Source organism: Massilia sp. ST3 (assembly GCF_018119405.1).
Classification (GTDB): domain Bacteria; phylum Pseudomonadota; class Gammaproteobacteria; order Burkholderiales; family Burkholderiaceae_D; genus Telluria.
The window spans coordinates 1-18,701 of sequence record NZ_JAGPWC010000062.1 but is presented as its reverse complement, the minus strand read 5'-3'; the positions used below and the strand labels follow the sequence as shown (position 1 = coordinate 18,701).

14 protein-coding genes are annotated in these 18,701 nt (G+C 65.2%); 12 read left to right on the top strand and 2 right to left on the bottom strand.

The genetic code is table 11. From position 1 onward, the window contains the following. Window positions 1–214 precede the first annotated feature (214 nt). A complete protein-coding gene (locus tag KBW98_RS18405) occupies window positions 215–3,328 on the top strand; it encodes a DEAD/DEAH box helicase (protein WP_211521620.1) in 3,114 nt (1,037 codons plus the stop codon). 246 nt (window positions 3,329–3,574) lie between these two features. Here the strand turns inward: KBW98_RS18405 and KBW98_RS18400 are convergent, their stop codons facing one another. Next, window positions 3,575–3,823, bottom strand: a complete 249-nt coding sequence (locus tag KBW98_RS18400; protein WP_211521619.1) for a DUF3297 family protein — start codon at window positions 3,821–3,823, stop codon at window positions 3,575–3,577. Window positions 3,824–3,979: 156 nt separating this feature from the next. On the opposite strand from KBW98_RS18400, the gene KBW98_RS18395 reads away from it, so the two are divergent. The 5 genes from KBW98_RS18395 to KBW98_RS18375 all read left to right on the top strand — a co-directional run bounded on the left by KBW98_RS18395 (window position 3,980) and on the right by KBW98_RS18375 (window position 13,436). Next, entirely contained in the window at window positions 3,980–5,173 is a 1,194-nt protein-coding gene (locus KBW98_RS18395) for a sensor histidine kinase KdpD (protein WP_211521618.1), read from the top strand. Beyond that, complete coding sequence (locus KBW98_RS18390) at window positions 5,170–5,850, top strand: response regulator transcription factor (protein WP_211521617.1); 681 nt, start codon at window positions 5,170–5,172, stop codon at window positions 5,848–5,850. The genes KBW98_RS18395 and KBW98_RS18390 overlap by 4 nt, the downstream gene beginning before the upstream one ends. Before the next feature lie 286 nt (window positions 5,851–6,136). After that, on the top strand, window positions 6,137–6,847 hold the full coding sequence (locus KBW98_RS18385) for a transposase (protein WP_211521616.1): 711 nt from the start codon (window positions 6,137–6,139) through the stop codon (window positions 6,845–6,847). A 252-nt stretch (window positions 6,848–7,099) separates the two neighbouring features. After that, window positions 7,100–11,821, top strand: coding sequence for a glutamate synthase-related protein (locus tag KBW98_RS18380; protein WP_211521615.1), 4,722 nt, complete (start codon window positions 7,100–7,102; stop codon window positions 11,819–11,821). Window positions 11,822–11,972: 151 nt separating this feature from the next. Then, window positions 11,973–13,436, top strand: coding sequence for a glutamate synthase subunit beta (locus KBW98_RS18375; protein ID WP_211521614.1), 1,464 nt, complete (start codon window positions 11,973–11,975; stop codon window positions 13,434–13,436). 22 nt (window positions 13,437–13,458) lie between these two features. On the opposite strand, the gene KBW98_RS18370 is transcribed toward KBW98_RS18375, so the two are convergent. Further along, a complete protein-coding gene (locus tag KBW98_RS18370; RefSeq protein ID WP_211521613.1) occupies window positions 13,459–14,196 on the bottom strand; it encodes a PEP-CTERM sorting domain-containing protein in 738 nt (245 codons plus the stop codon). Between the two features lie 409 nt (window positions 14,197–14,605). Here KBW98_RS18370 and KBW98_RS18365 point away from each other — a divergent pair, with 409 nt between their 5' ends. The 6 genes from KBW98_RS18365 (at window position 14,606) to KBW98_RS18340 (ending at window position 18,520) form a co-directional block, all read left to right on the top strand. After that, the gene (locus KBW98_RS18365) at window positions 14,606–15,409 is read left to right on the top strand and encodes an ABC transporter ATP-binding protein (protein WP_211521612.1); all 804 of its coding nucleotides are present in this window, start codon (window positions 14,606–14,608) and stop codon (window positions 15,407–15,409) included. Further along, entirely contained in the window at window positions 15,406–16,188 is a 783-nt protein-coding gene (mlaE, locus tag KBW98_RS18360) for a lipid asymmetry maintenance ABC transporter permease subunit MlaE (RefSeq protein ID WP_211521611.1), read from the top strand. Before KBW98_RS18365 ends, mlaE begins: the two co-directional genes overlap by 4 nt. Before the next feature lie 34 nt (window positions 16,189–16,222). Then, complete coding sequence (gene mlaD, locus KBW98_RS18355; protein WP_211521610.1) at window positions 16,223–16,696, top strand: outer membrane lipid asymmetry maintenance protein MlaD; 474 nt, start codon at window positions 16,223–16,225, stop codon at window positions 16,694–16,696. Next, entirely contained in the window at window positions 16,693–17,493 is an 801-nt protein-coding gene (locus KBW98_RS18350) for a VacJ family lipoprotein (protein ID WP_211521609.1), read from the top strand. Before mlaD ends, KBW98_RS18350 begins: the two co-directional genes overlap by 4 nt. A 104-nt stretch (window positions 17,494–17,597) precedes the next feature. Then, the gene (locus KBW98_RS18345; protein ID WP_211521608.1) at window positions 17,598–18,245 is read left to right on the top strand and encodes a phospholipid-binding protein MlaC; all 648 of its coding nucleotides are present in this window, start codon (window positions 17,598–17,600) and stop codon (window positions 18,243–18,245) included. Then, window positions 18,245–18,520, top strand: coding sequence for a lipid asymmetry maintenance protein MlaB (locus KBW98_RS18340; RefSeq protein WP_211521607.1), 276 nt, complete (start codon window positions 18,245–18,247; stop codon window positions 18,518–18,520). Before KBW98_RS18345 ends, KBW98_RS18340 begins: the two co-directional genes overlap by 1 nt. Window positions 18,521–18,701 lie beyond the last annotated feature (181 nt).

Below are 18,701 nucleotides of genomic sequence, written 5' to 3'. Positions count from 1 at the left end.
CAGTCTTGACAGCGCCTCGCGAACATGAGAGAACAACCGGTTCTGCATGCAGCATCCGTCGCCGCATCTGTCGTGCCGATGCCGCATGAATGAGAATTGTCCGCTACGTGCGATTCCGAACAAAACGGAAGCGTCCGTATGACGGATAATGTTCGTTATTGTCGTTTTGGTTACGCACAGTTTTACGCACAACACGTTAAGTAAACGAGACCCCATGCACACAGTCGATTACCCCCGCGAGAACGCCGGCGATGCAGCACCGGTCCGCGCTCCCGCACGCGCTCCCGCCCTGCCCGCGCCGGTGGTGAGCTGGCTGCAACGGGTCGAAGCGGCTGCGCATCCGCAGCCTAAGCTGACCGCCGAGGTCACGGATCCGAAGGCCGCGCAATACAAGTTCGTGTATGTGATGGCGCCCACCAGCGGCGGGCGCCATGTCGCCATCTGCCTGTGCAAGGCGCGCCTGCGTCCGAACGGCGAGGTGGCCGCGGCCAGTCCGGTGAGCGAGGTGTTCTCGCTGCTGTCGGCGCCGCCCGCCTACCTCGAAGGCGACGACGTCGACCTGGTGCGCTTCTTCATCGCGATGCGCAGCGGCTCCTCGCAGGGCACCAGCGCCACCGAACCCAAGGGCAAGGTCGGCGCCATCCTGCTGCAGATGCTGCTCGAGCAGGGCAAGCTGCTGTGGGCGAACTCCTGGTCCGACATGGCCAACGGCCTGGTCTACCCGCTGCAGGCCGGTCCGGTGCGCAAGGCGAATCTCGCCTGGCGCGACGAAGGCCGGGTGGCCAAGCTGGGCTGGTCGGTGGAGCCGGCCAAGGGCGCCACCCACAGCGCCGCCGACCAGATCGACTACATGCTGCCGACCGACCCGCCCTGGTACATCGACAACCTGTCCTGCGGCGCGCTCGACCTCAACCGCGGCGGCATCGATATCTCGCTGGCCGAACTGCAGGCCTTGGTGGCCCAGGCCCCGGCCCTCACCGGCAACGACAAGAAACGCGTCTCGCAGCTGCTGCTGGCGCACGGCCTGCAGCAGCTGATGCCGCTGCCGCAGCCGCTCACCCAGCGCCTGCGGAACGACGTCAAGCCCATCCCCCACCTGCTGCTCGATTCGGTGCAGCTGGCCGACGGCGGCGTGGCGCGCTGGATCGATTTCGCCGTGCTGGCCTACGACTACGACGGCCAGCGCGTGTCCTTCGATCCGTCGCAGCGCGTGGTGCGCCAGATCGGCGACCTCACCGAGATCATCGAACGCGATCCCAAGGCCGAAAGCGCGGCGCTCGCGAAACTGAACGAACTGGGCTTCCGCAAGCCGGCCACCGCGCCCTTCAACGCCATGGCCGGCGCGATCCAGCTCGAAAGCCAGGCGCACTGGCTGCGCTTCGCCGAGAACGACCTGGATGCGCTGTCCGACGCCGGCTGGCATGTGCAGAAGTCCGCCAAGTACCGCTACGACGTGGTGCCGGTCGAAGACTGGTACGCCGACATCGACGAGCCCGAGGAAGCGGGCAATGCCTGGTTCGAGCTGGAACTGGGCATCGTGGTCAACCGCAAGCGCGTGCCGCTGCTGCCGGTACTGGTGCAGCTGATCCGCAGCGCGCCGGCCGACTTCGACCCGGCCGTGCTGGCCGCGCATGCCGAAGCCGACCAGATGCTGGCCGTGCTGCCCGAGGGCGTGCGCGTGGCGCTGCCCTGGGGCCGCCTCAAGCCCATCCTGGCCACCCTGGGCGAGCTGTATTTCAACGACAAGATCAAGCAGCGCGTGCGCCTGTCGACGCTCGACGCGGCGCGCCTGGAAGAGCTGGCGCGCGGCCTCGAACTGCGCTGGACCGGCGGCGAACAGCTGCGCGAGACCGGCCGCAAGCTGAGCCAGTTCGGCTCGGTGAAGAAGGTGCAGGCGCCGAAAGGCCTGCAGGCTACCTTGCGCGACTACCAGCTCGACGGCCTGTCGTGGATGCAGTTCCTGCGCGAGTACGACCTGGGCGGCATCCTGGCCGACGACATGGGTCTCGGCAAGACCGTCCAGACCCTGGCCCACATCCTCACCGAGAAGGAAGCGGGCCGCCTGACCAGCCCGGCCCTGGTGATCGCGCCGACCAGCCTGATGGGCAACTGGCAGGACGAGGCCGCGCGCTTCGCGCCCGACCTCAAGGTGCTGCTCCTGCAGGGCAAGGAGCGGGTCGACCTGTTCGACCAGATCGACGGCGCCGACCTGGTGCTGACCACCTATGCGCTGCTGCCGCGCGACGAGGAACAGCTGCGCCAGCACCACTATCACCTGGTGATCCTGGACGAATCGCACTACATCAAGAACACCCGCTCCAAGGCGGCGCAGACGGCCGGCTCGCTCAACGCGCGCCATCGCCTCTGCCTGTCCGGCACCCCGCTCGAGAACCACCTGGGCGAGCTGTGGTCGCAGTTCCACTTCCTGCTGCCCGGCCTGCTGGGCGACGAGAAGGGCTTCAACACCCAGTTCCGCCATCCGATCGAGCGCCAGGACGACCCGGTGCGCCGCATGCTCCTGAACCGCCGCATCCGTCCCTTCCTGCTGCGCCGGACCAAGGACAACGTGGCCAAGGAACTGCCGCAAAAGACCGAGATGGTGCGCCGCATCGAGCTGTCCGGCCCGCAGCGCGACCTGTACGAGACGGTGCGCCTGGCGATGGACAAGAAGGTGCGCGAGGAAATCGACCGCAAGGGCGTGGCGCGCAGCCAGATCGTCATCCTGGAAGCCCTGCTCAAGCTGCGCCAGGTCTGCTGCGATCCGCGCCTGGTGAAGGCGATGCCGGCCAAGAAGAACACGGCGGCGGTGTCGGCCAAGCTCACGGACCTGATGCAGATGGTCGAGGACCTGCTGCAGGAAGGCCGCAAGATCCTGGTATTTTCGCAGTTCACCAGCATGCTGGGCCTGATCGAGGAAGAACTCGACGCGCGCGACATCCCCTACGCCATCCTCACCGGCGAGACGCGCGACCGCTCGGCCCAGGTGGCGGCCTTCCAGCAGGGCGCGGTGCCGATCTTCCTGATCAGCCTGAAGGCCGGCGGCGTGGGCCTGAACCTGACCGCGGCCGACACCGTGATCCACTACGACCCGTGGTGGAACCCGGCGGCCGAGAACCAGGCCACCGACCGCGCCTGGCGCATCGGACAGGACAAGCCGGTGTTCGTCTATAAACTGATCGCCAAGGGCACGCTGGAAGAAAAAATCCAGCAGCTGCAGCAGAAGAAGTCGGAGCTGGCGGCGTCGATCCTGGCGGAAGGCGAATCGCAGAAGATGGCGCTGACGCAGGAGGACTTGCAGGCGATCTTTGCGCCGCTGGACGAGCAATAGGCGGATAGTTCTGGAAAAATGGCGGGCTGTGGCCCGCCATTTTTGTTTGGTGTGTCGGTACGCTAAGAAACTTGGGTCCCGGCCTTCGCCGGGACGACGTGCTACTGCCAGCAGTGACGTCAAACGTAGTGGTCGACCTAAAAACCGTCATCCCGGCGAAGGCCGGGATCCAAGTTTGTTTGCACACCACCATCAATAAAAAAGGCCGCCGCAGCAGCCTCCCGTATTAATGGGTGTCGTAAAGGATTACTTGTAAAACGCCTCGACCTTGCCCTTGAGCTTGATCAGCATCGGCTTGCCCTTGCGGTCGAGCGTCTTGCCGGCAGCGACCTTGATCCAGCCTTCGCTGAGGCAGTATTCCTCGACATCGTGGCGATCCTTGTCATTGAAGCGGATGCCGATCTCGCGCTGGAACACGTCGCGGTTGTAGAAAGGGCTGCTCGGGTCGATCGAGAGCCGGTCTGGGAGTGGGGGGAGGGTTGCGGTATCGTTCATAGTGGGCGAATTATCGCGCAAGTCCCCGCTCCGTGGCGCATTTGTTCGCAGAATCCGCGTGTCGACTATTCTCCGACAGGTGTTGCCGTGCAAATAATGAATGTGGACGATATACTGGCACGCAAGCATGTTCAACGCCTCGAACCGAAAGCCTCGATGAATTTTACGCATGACGCCCCTGACGACGCCGCAGCACAGCCCGACGTCGGGGCGTCCGCCGGACAGTTCCGCACCATGGCCGAACTGGGCGGCGACATCGCATTCAGCATCGCACTGCCCGGCTTCCAGCTGCGCTATCTCAGCCCCGCGTTCACCCCGCTGTTCGGTCACGACGCGGCCGCGCTTGGCGAGGCGCTGGCAGTCCCGGGCGCAGGCGGTCCGCTGGCGCTGCTGGCGGCCTGTCTGCGCGAGGCGGCCGGCGCCGCGCCCGGCGAGCGGCGCTCGACCGAGCTCGACGTGCCGGATGCGGGCGGCCGTCCGCTGCCGCTGGAGGTCCTGAGCATCGTCACCGCCGAGACGCCGCCGGCCCTGGTCGGCCTGCTGCGCGACCTGTCGCCGCGCCGCGCCCACCAGGCCGAGCAGAAGCGCTTCGCCAGCATGCTCAACCACGAATTCCGCACGCCGCTCGCCACCATTGACGGCGCCATCCAGCGCCTGGACGCGACAGCGGTGAACGTCGACGAGCCCACCCGCCAGCGCTACCGCAAGATCGGCGCCGCCGTCGACCGCCTGATCGGCATGCTGGATGAATACCTGTCGCCGGACCGCATGGCGGCACTCGGCAAGGCGCGCCAGGCCAACACGATGGCGGTCAACGAGCTGGTCGAGGCCGCTGCCGCCCAGGTGCGCGCCGCCGGCCGCGAAGCGCGCGTCGACACCGGCGCCCACGCCTTCCAGCTGCGTGGCGAACCGGCCGGCCTGCGGCTGGCGCTGAAGGTCCTGGTCGACAATGCGCTGGCCTTCTCGCCGCCGGGCACGCCGGTGGCGCTGGCGGTGCGTCCGGCCGCGGGCGGCGTCGAGATTGCCGTACGCGACGAGGGCGATGGCATTCCGCTTGAGGACGCCGCCTTCATTTTCGACAAGGGCTACCGCGGCAGCAATGCGGCGGGCCTGCCGGGCAGCGGTCTCGGCTTGTATATGGCGCGCTCCATCCTCGACGTCCATGGCGGCAGCGTGTTGCTGGCGCCGGCCAGGGAGGGCGAGAAAGGCACTGAATTCCGTCTCTGGCTGCCGTCTAGTGCGGATTCCGGGCAACAACAGCTTGCCTCAGGGAGTTCCAGCAGTGATAATCGGTCCCGCGCTCCGGATCTGGACGCAAGGCAAGATACGAACAACATGGCCAACCCATGACGCAGATACTGATTGTTGAAGACAATGGCGAATACGCCGACGACATGGCCGAGTTCCTGCGGGAGCTCGACCATGAGGTCACGATCGCCAGGACCGCCAGCGAGATGTGGGCCGCCCTGACGCGCACCCCGGCCGCCGTGGTGGTGCTCGACCTCGGCCTGCCGGACGAGGACGGCTTCAACGTGATCCCTCGCATGCGCCAGCTGTACCCGGAAATCGGGCTGCTGGTCCTGACTGGCCGCGTGGCCTTCGACAACCGCATCCTCGGCCTGCGCCTGGGCGCCGACCACTACCTGACCAAGCCGATCAAGTTCCCGGAACTGGCCGCCCACATCGAAGCCCTGGACCGCCGCGTGCGTCCCCAGGATCCAGCGCCGGCCCCGAGCAAATGGACCCTGCGCGTCAGCGCGCGCCAGCTCGAGCTGATGGGCAAGGTGATCGACCTGACCGAAAAAGAGTGCAACTTCCTGCACCTGCTGACGATTAATACCCGTCCGGTCCCGCGTCACGTGATCGTGGCGGGGATGGGCGGCGAAGATCCGGACGCTAGCCGCCGGGTCGACATGCTGGTCTACCGCTTGCGCAAGAAGGCCCGCTCCGGCCTGGGCCAGGACCTGCCGCTGCGCAGCGCCTACGGCGAAGGCTACAGCCTCTCCGCCGGCTTCACCTTGGCCTGATCCAAAGGGGACCTGATGGTCCCTTTTTCAATGGGGGTCAGAGTCGAATTATTGGCCAATTGCCACCCGGATAATCAGGGTCAGAGTCGAATTATTGGCCAATTTCCTGCCCAACCTGGCCGTCCGACGACAGTTTCGCTAATTAGGGACAGAGTCAACTGATTTTTGGCTTTGTTTAGAAATAAATGGGGACAGAGTCAACACTGTTTTGGGAAAGCTTGAGATTAATTGGGGACATAGTCAAACTTCTACGGTAAAATGCCTGCTCATCGTTTGAGCAGACGCCATGGCACGCCTTCCCCGACTCATCGTTCCGAACCAGCCTTACCATGTCATCCAGCGTGGCAATAACCGCCAGCCCATCTTCCGCGAAGAGGCGGATTACCAGCGTTTCCTGGCCTGGCTGAAGGAGACCGCCCGTTTCTATGAGGTGGCGATCCACGCCTATGTGCTGATGCCGAACCACCTGCATCTGCTGGCTACGCCCTCGAACGACACCGGCCTGGCCCTGATGATGCAGAAGGTCGGCCGTTTCTACGTCCCCTGGTTCAACAACAAGTACGAGCGCACCGGCAGCCTGTTCGAGGGACGCTTCCGCACCTCGCTGATCGATACCGACAGCTATTTCCTGGTCTGTAGCCGCTACATCGAGCTCAATCCGGTCCGCGCCCAGCTGGTGAATGCCCCGGCCGACTACCCCTGGTCGAGCTATATCCATCACGCCGGCCTGCGTCCGGACAGCATCGTCACCGAGCATTCGCTCTACTGGGGACTGGGCAATACTCCCTTCCAGCGCGAGGCCGCCTACATGGCTTTGGTGGAGCAGGGCATGTCCCAGCAGGAAGTCGATTTCGTCACGAGCTCGATCATGAAGAACGCTCCCCTGGGTTCGGACAGTTTCAAGGCCGACCTGGAACGCAAGACCAAGCGCCAGATCCTGCCCGCCAAGCGTGGACGCCCGTTCAAAGAGCCGATTCCACCTCTTCCACAGGGCTGAGGAGCCACTTTTCTCCCCTCGGCGGCACGGTTATCCGTGCCGTTTTCGTTTTCGCTTGTGCTTAGAAATCAAAGACTTGCGATAAGCCATCGGCAAATTCATCTTCTCGGATCGACTCTGTCCCCAATTAATTGAGTTCTCAAAAAGTTGTCAAACAATTCGACTCTGACCCTAATTATTGTTGTTGCCGATTCTGCTGCATTGCACTATTCTCGATTTAAATACCCCTACCAAAGCTGTGGAGAAAGCCCCATGATTGCCCAAGGTTTGTACGATCCCGCCAATGAACACGACGCGTGCGGCGTCGGTTTCATCGCCCATATCAAGGGCAACAAGAGCCATTCGATCATCGAGCAAGGCTTGCTGATCCTGAAGAACCTGGACCACCGGGGCGCCGTCGGCGCCGATGCCCTAATGGGCGACGGCGCGGGCATCCTGATCCAGATCCCGGACCAGTACTACCGCGACGAGATGGCCAAGCAGGGCGTGGAACTGCCACCGCCGGGCGAATATGGCGTGGGCATGGTCTTCCTGCCGAAGGAACACGCTTCGCGCATCGCCTGCGAACAGGAGATCGAGCGCGCCGTGCGCATCGAAGGCCAGGTCGTGCTGGGCTGGCGCAACGTGCCGGTCGACGAGACCATGCCGATGTCGCCTTTCGTCAAGGCCAAGGAACCGGTGATCCGCCAGATCTTCATCGGCCGCGGCCCGGACATCATGGTGACCGACGCGCTGGAACGTAAGCTCTACGTGATCCGCAAGTCCTCCGGCCACGCGATCCAGGCGCTCAAGCTCCTGCACGGCAAGGAATTCTTCGTGCCCTCGATGTCGGCGCGCACGATCGTCTACAAGGGCCTGCTGCTGGCCGACCAGGTTGGCGTCTACTACAAGGACCTGCAGGATCCGCGCTGCATCTCGGCCCTGGCCCTGGTGCACCAGCGCTTCTCCACCAACACCTTCCCGGAATGGCCGCTGGCCCACCCCTACCGCCTGATCGCGCACAACGGCGAGATCAACACCGTGAAGGGCAACTTCAACTGGACCCGCGCCCGCGAAGGCATGCTCAAGTCCGCCGTGCTGGGCGAGGACCTGAACAAGCTGTTCCCGCTGATTTACGAAGGCCAGTCCGACACCGCCTGCTTCGACAACGCGCTCGAGCTGCTGGTGATGGCCGGCTACCCGGTCGCCCAGGCGATGATGATGATGATCCCGGAAGCCTGGGAAAACCACACCTCGATGGACGACAACCGCCGCGCCTTCTACGAATACCACGCCGCGATGATGGAACCCTGGGACGGCCCGGCCGCCATGGCCTTCACCGACGGCCGCCACATCGGCGGCACCCTGGACCGCAACGGCCTGCGTCCGGCGCGCTACGTGGTCACCGAGGACGACCTGGTGGTCATGGCTTCCGAATCCGGCGTGCTGCCGATTCCCGAGTCGCGCATCGTCAAGAAATGGCGCCTCCAGCCGGGCAAGATGTTCCTGATCGACCTCGAGGCCGGCCGCATCATCGACGACAAGGAACTCAAGGACACCTACTCCAACGCCAAGCCCTACAAGGCCTGGATCAAGTCGGTGCGCATCAAGCTCAACGAGATCAAGCTGTCCGAATCGCAGCTGGCCCTGCACCGCGCCAAGGACGGCGCCGCGCAAGGCGAGAAGCCGGCCCTGACCCTGCTCGACCGCCAGCAGGCCTTCGGCTACACCCAGGAAGACCTGAAGTTCCTGATGGCGCCGATGGCCGTGCTGGCCGAGGAAGCCACCGGCTCGATGGGCAACGACTCGCCCCTGGCCGTCACCTCGAACAAGCTCAAGCCGCTGTACAACTACTTCAAGCAGCTGTTCGCCCAGGTCACCAACCCGCCGATCGACCCGATCCGCGAAAGCATGGTGATGTCGCTGGTGTCCTTCATCGGTCCCAAGCCGAACCTGCTGGACACCAACAACGTCAACCCGCCGATGCGCCTCGAGGTCTCGCAGCCGATCCTGAACTTCGACGACATGGCGCGCCTGCGCCATATCAGCCAGCACACCGGCGGCAAGTTCAAGTCGTATGAGCTGAACATCTGCTACCCGACCGCCTGGGGCAAGGAAGGCATCGAGGCCTCGATCGCCTCGCTGTGCGCCGAAGCCGTCGACGCGGTCAAGTCGGGCCACAACATCCTGATCGTCTCGGACCGCCGCCTGTCGCCGGACATGGTCGCGATCCCCGCGCTGCTGGCCACCTCCAGTATCCACCAGCACCTGGTGGGCCGCGGACTGCGCGCCTCCACCGGCCTGGTCGTGGAAACCGGCTCGGCCCGCGAAACCCACCACTTCGCCCTGCTGGCCGGCTACGGCGCCGAAGCCGTGCACCCCTACCTGGCCCTGGAAACCCTGGCCGACCTGGCGCACGGCCTGCCGCACGAGATGTCTGCGGATACCGCCATCTACAACTACATCAAGGCGACCGGCAAGGGCCTGATGAAGGTGATGTCCAAGATGGGCATCTCCACCTACATGTCCTACTGCGGCGCCCAGATCTTCGAAGCGATCGGCTTGAACAAGTCGCTGGTCGACAAGTACTTCAAGGGCACCTCGTCGACCGTGGAAGGCATCGGCCTGTTCGAAGTGGCGGAAGAGGCGCTGCGCCTGCACGCCCTGGCCTTCGGCAACGACCCGGTGCTGGCCAATGCGCTCGACGTGGGTGGCGAATACGCCTACCGCGTGCGCGGCGAGGACCACCTGTGGACCCCGGACGCGATCGCCAAGCTGCAGCACTCGACTCGCTCGAACAGCTTCAGCACCTACAAGGAGTATGCGCAGCTGATCAACGACCAGACGCGCCGCCACCTGACCCTGCGCGGCCTGTTCGAATTCAAGATCGACCCGAGCAAGGCGATCCCGCTGGAGGAAGTGGAGCCGGCCAAGGACATCGTCAAGCGCTTCGCCACCGGCGCCATGTCGCTCGGCTCGATCTCGACCGAGGCCCATGCCACGCTCGCGATCGCGATGAACCGCATCGGCGGCAAGAGCAATACCGGCGAAGGCGGCGAGGATCCAGCCCGTTACACGAACGAATTCAAGGGCATCAAGATCAGCAAGGGCGAGACCCTGGCCTCGATCCTGGGCTCGGACCGCGTCGTGGCCGACATCCCGCTGGAAGAAGGCGACTCGCTGCGCTCGAAGATCAAGCAGGTGGCCTCGGGCCGCTTTGGCGTCACCGCCGAGTACCTGAACTCGGCCGACCAGATCCAGATCAAGATGGCGCAAGGCGCCAAGCCTGGCGAAGGCGGCCAGCTGCCTGGCCACAAGGTGTCCGAGTACATTGCGTCCCTGCGCTTCTCGGTGCCGGGCGTGGGCCTGATTTCGCCGCCGCCGCACCACGACATCTATTCGATCGAAGACCTGGCGCAGCTGATCCACGACCTGAAGAACGCCAACCCGCGCGCCTCGATCTCGGTCAAGCTGGTGTCGGAAGTCGGCATCGGCACCGTGGCCGCCGGCGTCTCGAAAGCCAAGGCCGACCACCTGGTGGTGGCGGGCCATGACGGCGGCACCGGCGCCTCGCCGCTGTCCTCGGTCAAGCACGCCGGCACCCCGTGGGAGCTGGGCCTGGCGGAAACCCAGCAAACCCTGGTGCTTAATGGCCTGCGTAGCCGCATCCGAGTCCAGGCCGACGGTCAGATGCGTACCGGCCGCGACGTCGTGATTGCCGCCATGCTGGGCGCCGACGAAGTCGGCTTCGCCACCGCGCCGCTGGTGGTCGAAGGCTGCATCATGATGCGCAAGTGCCACCTGAATACCTGCCCGGTGGGCGTGGCGACGCAAGACCCGGTCCTGCGCGCCAAGTTCCAGGGCAAGCCGGAACACGTGGTGAACTACTTCTTCTTCGTCGCCGAGGAAGCGCGCCAGCTGATGGCGCAGCTGGGCATCCGCAGCTACGACGAACTGATCGGCCGCGCCGACCTGCTGGACAAATCCAAGGCCATCGGGCACTGGAAGGCGCAGGGCCTGGACTTCTCGAACATCTTCTACCAGCCGAAGACCGAATCGCAGCGCCAGCTCTTCCACACCGACGAACAGGACCACGGCCTGGAAAAGGCCCTGGACCACAAACTGATCGCCCAGGCCAAGGCGGCGCTGGAAAAAGGAGAGCGCGTCTCCTTCATCTCGCCGGTGAAGAACCTCAACCGCACGGTCGGCGCCATGCTGTCGGGCGAAGTGGCCAAGCGCTACGGCCATGCCGGCCTGCCGGACGACACCATCCACATCCAGCTGCAGGGCACCGCGGGCCAGTCGGCCGCGGCCTTCCTGGCAGCCGGCATCACGATGGACCTGGTCGGCGAAGGCAACGACTACGTCGGCAAGGGCCTGTCGGGCGGTCGCATCATCGTGCGTCCGAACACCGAGTTCCGCGGCTGGGCGGTGGACAACATCATCGTCGGCAACACCGTGCTGTACGGCGCGATCGCCGGCGAAGCCTTCTTCAACGGCGTGGCCGGCGAGCGCTTCGCGGTGCGCAACTCGGGCGCCACCGCGGTGGTGGAAGGCTGCGGCGACCACGGCTGCGAATACATGACCGGCGGTACCGTGGTCGTGCTGGGCGAGACCGGCCGCAACTTCGCGGCGGGCATGTCGGGCGGCGTGGCCTTCGTCTACGATCCGAAGGGCGAGTTCGAGGGCAGGTGCAATACCGCGATGGTGAACCTGGAGCCGGTGCTGCCGACCAAGCAGCAGGCCGACAAGGCAGGCTGGCACAGCCAGACCCGCGACGGCGAACGCGAATCGGACGAAACCATCTTGCGCCGCCTGATCGAACGCCACTTCAAGCACACGGGTTCCACCCGCGCGCGCAACCTGCTCGACGACTGGGCCAACAGCCGCACCAAGTTCGTCAAGGTCTTCCCGACCGACTACAAGCGGGCGCTCGAGGAGATGCACAACTCGAGCATGGAAGAGGCGAACGACAAGATCGAGATGGCGGCCTGACCAACACACTTCAACAACGTCATCCCCGCGGAGGCGGGGACCCAAGTTTTGTATGAGCTGACGATACGCAAGCAAACTTAGGTCCCCGCCTTCGCGGGGATGACGAGTGGTGTTGGTTGACGCTACAGCTGAATAAATAGAGGAAAACAACGTGGGCAAAATTACCGGCTTCATGGAATTCGAACGGCAGGAAGAGGGCCACCTCGAGCCGACCGATCGCGTCAAGAACTACAAGGAATTCGTCGTCACCCTGACCGACGGCCAGGCCAAGGTGCAGGGCGCGCGCTGCATGGATTGCGGCATCCCCTTCTGCAACACGGGCTGCCCGGTCAACAACATGATCCCGGACTGGAACGACCTGGTCTACCACGGCAACTACCGTGCGGCCGTGGAGAACCTCCACTCGACCAACAACTTCCCCGAAGTGACCGGCCGCATCTGCCCGGCGCCTTGCGAAGCCGCCTGCACCCTGGGCATCAACAACGAGCCGGTCGGCATCAAGTCGATCGAGCGCAAGATCGCCGACAGCGGCTGGGAACACGGCTGGATCGTGCCGCAGCCCCCGGCAATCAAGACCGGCAAGAAGGTCGCCGTGGTCGGCTCCGGCCCCGCCGGCCTGGCCGCGGCCCAGCAGCTGGCGCGCGCCGGCCACGACGTCACCGTGTTCGAGAAGAGCGACCGCTTGGGCGGCCTGCTGCGCTACGGGATCCCCGACTTCAAGATGGAAAAGGACCTGATCGACCGCAGGATCGAGCAGATGCAGGCCGAAGGCGTCACCTTCCGCACCAGCGTCCTGATCGGCAAGGACTTCCCGGCCACCGTCAGCAACATGGCGCGCGACACCATCTTCCCGGAAGACCTGGAAAAGGACTTCGACGCCGTCGTCCTGGCCGGCGGCGCGGAGCAGCCGCGCGACCTGCCGGTCCCGGGCCGCCAGCTCAAGGGCGTGCACTTCGCGATGGAATTCCTGCCGCAGCAGAACCGCGTCAACGCGGGCGACAAGCTGAAGGACCAGATCAAGGCCACCGGGAAGCACGTGATCGTGATCGGCGGCGGCGACACCGGCTCCGACTGCGTCGGCACCTCGAACCGCCACGGCGCGGCCTCGGTCACCCAGTTCGAACTGATGCCCATGCCGCCGGAGCAGGAAAACAAGCCCCTGGTCTGGCCTTACTGGCCGACCCGCCTGCGCACCTCGTCCTCGCACGAGGAAGGCTGCCAGCGCGACTGGGCGGTGGCCACCAAGCGCCTGGAAGGCAAGGGCGGCAAGGTCGAGAAGCTGGTCGCCTGCCGCGTCGAGTGGAAGGACGGCAAGATGGTCGAAGTGCCGGATTCGGAATTCGAGATGAAGGCCGACCTGGTATTCCTGGCCATGGGCTTCGTCTCGCCGGTGCAGCAGGTGCTGGACGCCTTCGGCGTGCAGAAGGATGCGCGCGGCAATGCGCGCGCCACCACCGACGGCGAAGGCTGCTACCAGACCTCGTCGCCGAAGATCTTCGCCGCCGGCGACATGCGCCGCGGCCAGTCGCTGGTCGTGTGGGCGATCCGCGAAGGCCGCCAGTGCGCGCGCGCCGTCGACGAGTACCTGATGGGCAGTTCGGTCCTGCCGCGCTGATCACCGTCTCCGGCGCGCCGCTTCACGGGCGCGCCGGCTTTTTCCTCCGCGGCCAGGCGAGCAAGCCTACGCCGCCGGCCAGCAGCATCGCCGCCTGGGCCGGCTCCGGCACCGGCGACACCGACGCCCAGGCATAGGCGTTCAGGTTCAGCGAGCCGTTCGATGCGGCGCTGTCCGACCGCATCGTCAGTTCCAGCAGTCCCTCGCGCAGGCCTTGGCCGTCGCTGCTCGCCAGGTCCACGCGCGCTTCCTGCGGCCCCTCGGGCCGGTACCACGCGCCGCTCATTCCCACCGCCGCATGATAGTCGCCCTGCGGGTCGTCGCCTGGCGTAAAGCTGCGGCCGTCGACCTGGAAGATCACGCGCGTGTTGGGCGAGAACCAGAACAGGTAGGAAGCCCAGCCGCTTACCGCCACCATGCTGTCGCCGGCGCTGGCGCCGTTGGCCAGGCCGTCGTCGCGCAATTCCCCCCAGCCGTGGTCGGCGCCGGCCTCGAGCTCCAGCGTGCCGTTGGCGGACAAGTCCTTGGCCGGCCCCTCCGTATCGTTGCCGCCGATGCGCGCGGTCATGCCGCGGTAGCTCGGGGCCAGGGTCAGCCAGGGCGCCTGGCCGTCGTCAGGCGTCAGGTCGACCAGTTCGTAGCGCAGCTGGCCGAGCGAGGCCTCGGCGCCCGCTGGGGCAGGCGCGGTCTGCGCCACCGCGCCGCTTGCGATGAACCAGGCCGCCAAGCCGGCGGCCCTGAAACGGGTTGTGGATGCCACGTTCGCCTCCTGTCCTGTCGATCGGGAGATGATGATACGAACTGGCGGACGGGAGCGCAGGATTGGCGCGGGTGAGCTTCGTTACGGCCGCCGCCGCATGCCATTTCCGGCGTCTGATTCGGCATGCTGCGGCGCAGCATGAACGCGCTTCTCTGACCCTTTGGTAAGTCATTCCCACCACCTGTGAGGGTAGTTTCTCATGAGCACTTGTTGATATGATTCAACAAAATGCAATATTGGTAGACATGCATATGTCTTCAAAAACAATTACTTACGAGCGAAAATTAATGACTCTTGGGTTATTTGTGTTGTAATTGCACGTCGATTCATCACCCGGATCCGGGGTGCCGCCAGCAGGGATTGCCCTTTCTGCACTACAATACCGGATTCCTCAAAATTTCATAACGCTGTGTCGAACCTAGTCGAAATCCGCGATCTGCACTTTGCGTACGGAGAGCGTTCCATCCTGTCGAACCTCCGCATGGACTTCCCACGCGGTAAGCTCGTTGCCGTCATGGGCGGCTCGGGCTGCGGCAAGACCACCGTGCTGCGCCTGATCGGCGGCCAGATCCGTCCCCAGCGCGGCGAGGTCCGTGTCGGCGGCGAAGTCGTGCACCAGCTCGACACCGACGGCCTGTACCGCCTGCGCCGCCGCATGGGCATGCTGTTCCAGTTCGGCGCCCTGTTTACCGACTTGTCCGTGTTCGACAACGTGGCCTTCCCGCTGCGCGAGCACACCGACCTGCCGCCCGAGCTGATCCGCGACCTGGTCCTGATGAAGCTGAACGCGGTCGGCCTGCGCAATGCGCACAAGCTGAAGCCGGCCGAGATCTCGGGCGGCATGGCGCGCCGCGTCGCCGTGGCGCGCGCCGTGGCCCTCGATCCCGAGCTGATCATGTACGACGAGCCCTTCGCCGGCCTCGACCCGATCTCGATGGGCGTGACCGCCAACCTGATCCGCAACCTGAACGACGCCCTCGGCTCGACCTCGATCCTGGTCTCGCACGACGTGCACGAATGCTTCGCCATCGCCGACTATGTGTACTTCATGTCGGCTGGCAAGATCGTGGCCGAAGGCACGCCGGCCGAGCTGCGTGTCTCGGAAGACCCGTACGTGAAGCAGTTCGTTAACGCCGCGCCGGACGGCCCCGTGCCTTTCCACTATCCGGGCAAATCGCTGGCCGACGACCTCGGCCTGGGAGCGCGCAAATGATCGCCCGCATCCTGGAAAACGTCGGCCGCACCGTGCGCGAATCGATCGCCAGCCTGGGCTTCGCCACCCGCGCCTTCTTCAATTTGCTGGGCGTGTCGCCGGGCGCCTTCCGCCGCCCGGCCCTCATCTCGGAGCAGGTCCACTTCATCGGCAACTACTCGCTGGTGCTGATCGTCGTCTCCGGCCTGTTCGTCGGCATGGTGCTGGGCCTGCAGGGCTACTACACCTTGAACCAGTACGGCGCCGAGCAGAAGCTGGGCCAGGTGGTGGCGCTGGCGCTGACCCGCGAACTGGGCCCGGTGGTGACGGCCCTGCTGTTCGCCGGCCGCGCCGGCACCTCGCTCACCGCCCAGATCGGCCTGATGAAAGCGGGCGAGCAACTTTCCGCCATGGAAATGATGGCGATTAACCCGGTGCAGCGCGTGCTGGCGCCGCGCTTCTGGGCCGGCGTGATCGCCATGCCGGTGCTGGCCGCGGTGTTCTCGGCGGTGGGCGTGCTGGGCGGCTACCTGGTCGGCGTACAGCTGATCGGCGTGGACGAAGGCGCGTTCTGGTCGCAGATGCAATCCGGCGTCGATGTGCGAGCTGACGTACTGAACGGTGTGCTGAAGAGCTTTATCTTTGGCGTGGCAGTGACCTTTACGGCCTTGTTCCAGGGCTACCAGGCCCAGCCGACGCCGGAAGACGTCTCGCGCGCCACCACGCGCACCGTCGTGATCGCATCGCTGATGGTCTGGGGGCTGGACTTCATCATGACCGCCCTGATGTTCAACAAGTAAAGAATTCACAACTTAGGTTCCGTAAGGTATTCACATGCATCGCAAAACTATCGACGTCTGGGTCGGCCTGTTCGTTCTCCTTGGCCTGGCCTCGCTGCTGTTCCTGGCCCTGAAGGCAGGCAACATGAGCACGATTTCGTTCAGCAAGACCTATGCCGTGACCGGCAAGTTCGACAACATCGGCGGCCTCAAGCCGCAGGCGCCGGTCAAGAGCGCGGGCGTGGTGGTCGGCCGCGTGGGCGAAATCAGCTTCGACGACAAGACTTACCAGGCCCTGGTGCGCCTCGATCTCGAGCCTTCCTATAAATTCCCGAAGGACAGCTCGCTGAAGATCCTGACCGCCGGCCTGCTGGGCGAGCAATACATCGGCATCGAGCCGGGTGGCGACACCCAGAACCTGGTCGACGGCGACCGCATCAACCGCACCCAGTCGGCTGCGGTGCTGGAAGACCTGATCAACCAATTCATCTATAGCAAGGCCGCTGAAGGAAAGGAAGGTAGCGAATGACCCACGTTTCCCGTACCGCCCGCCGCGCTCCCGTGTTTGCCGCCGTCGCGGCAGCCCTGGCGCTCTCCGGCTGCGCCTCGACCGCGACCAATCCGCAGGACCCGCTCGAAGGCTATAACCGCGCCGTGTTCAGTTTCAACGATGCGGTCGACCGCACCGTGCTCAAGCCGACCGCCACTGCCTACAAGAACGTCACGCCCAGCTTCGTCCAGACGGGCGTGGGCAATTTCTTCGGCAACTTGTCGGACGCCTGGAGCGCCGTGAACAACTTGTTGCAGGGTAAAGGCCAGGCCGGCATGGGTGATGTCACCCGCTTCGCCGTCAATTCGACCTTCGGCATCCTGGGCCTGCTCGACATCGCGTCCGAAGCCGGCATTCCGAAGCACAACGAGGATTTCGGCCAGACCCTGGGCGTGTGGGGCGTGCCGAGCGGTCCCTACTTGATGTTGCCGCTGCTGGGCCCATCTACGGTGCGTGATACCGCCGCGCTGCCGGCCGATTTCGGCGGCGATATCTGGAAGTACAAGGAACCGGCCAACTGGCGCAACATCGGTGCGGCCGTGCGCGTGGTCGACAAGCGCGCCAGCCTGCTCGACGCCACCAGCCTGCTGGAAGACGCCGCCCTCGACCGTTACGAATTCATCCGCGACGGCTACATGCAGCGCCGCCAGAGCCAGGTCTATGACGGCAACGTGCCGCGCCAGGCCGACGAGGCCGAGGCAGCGGACGCGGCGACCAGCAATGCCGAGCCGGCTGCCGACCCGGCGGGCAAGGCCAGCGACAAGCCGGCCCAGTAACAAGTCCTTACACACCGCTGTCATCCGTCAGCGGCAAGAAGAGTTAACATGGAATGGCCCCGCCGGCCGAGCACGGCGGGCCCCATCGATAAGGAAACCGAACAATGAAACCAGTCATCCAGTTGATCGCCACCGCGGCCGCCAGTGTCGCTTTCGCCACCAGCGCGCTTGCCGCCGCTCCCGCCAGCGCCGAAGCGCCGGACGTCTTCGTCAAGCGCATCAGCACCGAGATCCTCGATTCGGTCAAGGCCGACAAGGAAATCCAGGCCGGCAACCGCAACAAGATCATGGGCCTGGTGAACACCAAGATCCTGCCGCACGTCGATTCCGAGAAGATGACCATGCAGGCGGCCGGCCGCTTCTGGCGCCAGGCCACCCCGGAACAGCAGAAGCGCCTGTCGGAAGAGTTCCGCACGCTGCTGGTTTACACCTATGCCGGCGCGCTGTCGCAGGTCGACAACCAGACCGTCGAATTCAAGCCGATGCGCGCGGAACCGGGCGCCACCGACGTCGAAGTGCGTTCGCAGGTGAACGTCGCCCGCGGCGAGCCGATCACCCTGAACTACCGCGTCGCCAAGGGCGCGCAGGGCTGGAAGATCTATGACCTGAACGTGATGGGCGCCTGGCTGGTCGAGACCTACAAGAGCACCTTCACCAGCCAGATCAACAAGGGCGGCATCGATGGCCTGATCAAGACCCTGGCCGACCGCAACGCGCAGCTGGCGTCCAAGCCGCTGAAGGCGCCGAAGTAATGGCCGAGGCCAACGCGATGCTCTCGCTCGACGCACTGACCTTCCAGACCGCCAGAAGCGCGCTGGAGCAGGGCGCGCAGGCGATCCAGGCCGGCGAGACGGTGCTCGACCTAGGCGGCGTCCAGTCCGCCGACTCGTCCGGCGTGGCGATGCTGCTGGCATGGCAGCGCCGCGCACAGGCCGCCGGCCAGAGCCTGTCCTTCATCAACGTTCCCGAGAACGTGCGCACCCTGGCGGCCCTGTACGGGGTCGACTCGCTGCTGCCGCAAGGCTGATTCACGGCGGGCTGCGGCCCGCCGTTTTTGTTTATCGCTTCGCGTAGGGTCGGGGGGGGGGGGGGCCCCCCCCGCGGCGGGGGGGGGGGGGGGGGGGGCGGGGCGCGGGGGGGGCGGTGGGGGGGGGGGGGGGCGGGCGGCGGCCCCCCCCCCCCCCCCCCCCCCACGACTTCGGTGCGTC